Source organism: Variovorax sp. WDL1 (genome assembly GCF_001541225.1).
In the GTDB taxonomy this organism is placed as follows: domain Bacteria; phylum Pseudomonadota; class Gammaproteobacteria; order Burkholderiales; family Burkholderiaceae_C; genus Variovorax.
The window spans coordinates 1-368 of sequence record NZ_LMTS01000155.1 but is presented as its reverse complement, the minus strand read 5'-3'; the positions used below and the strand labels follow the sequence as shown (position 1 = coordinate 368).

General features: G+C 62.0%; 1 protein-coding gene. It reads right to left on the bottom strand.

Annotated features, from left to right (window positions below; all coding sequences use genetic code 11):
- Positions 1 to 314, bottom strand: a 314-nt coding sequence (locus APY03_RS20635) for a hypothetical protein (RefSeq protein WP_068679623.1), incomplete at its 3' end; no start/stop codon positions are given.
- Between the last annotated feature and the right edge of the window lie 54 nt (positions 315 to 368).

The window sequence follows — 368 nt, the reverse complement described above, 5'->3', positions numbered from 1 at the left end:
CCGTTGAAGTGGCAGCGCTTGAGCATGGCACCGCCCTCGCGCGCGTTGTAGAAGCTGACCATCGCGGACAGGAACATGCGTTCCCCGCTGCTCAGGACGCCGAGGGCGTCGTTGAGGCGCAGCATGTCGGGACGCAGATCCCATTTGCTCTTGGCCTGGTTCAGACCTTCACGGGTGCCATCGCCAAACCATTGCGGGCCGGCGATCTCGACACCACGCTTCCATGCCTCGAAAAAGGCTTGGGGCGCGGCGCTGAAATGCCGTTCTTCCCGGACGATCTGATCGACAACTTCCTGCGGCAGTAGCTGGTTCATGACGTGATTCCTCCAGTTGGATCAGGGAATGGCGAGCTGGGACCAGCCGCCTCT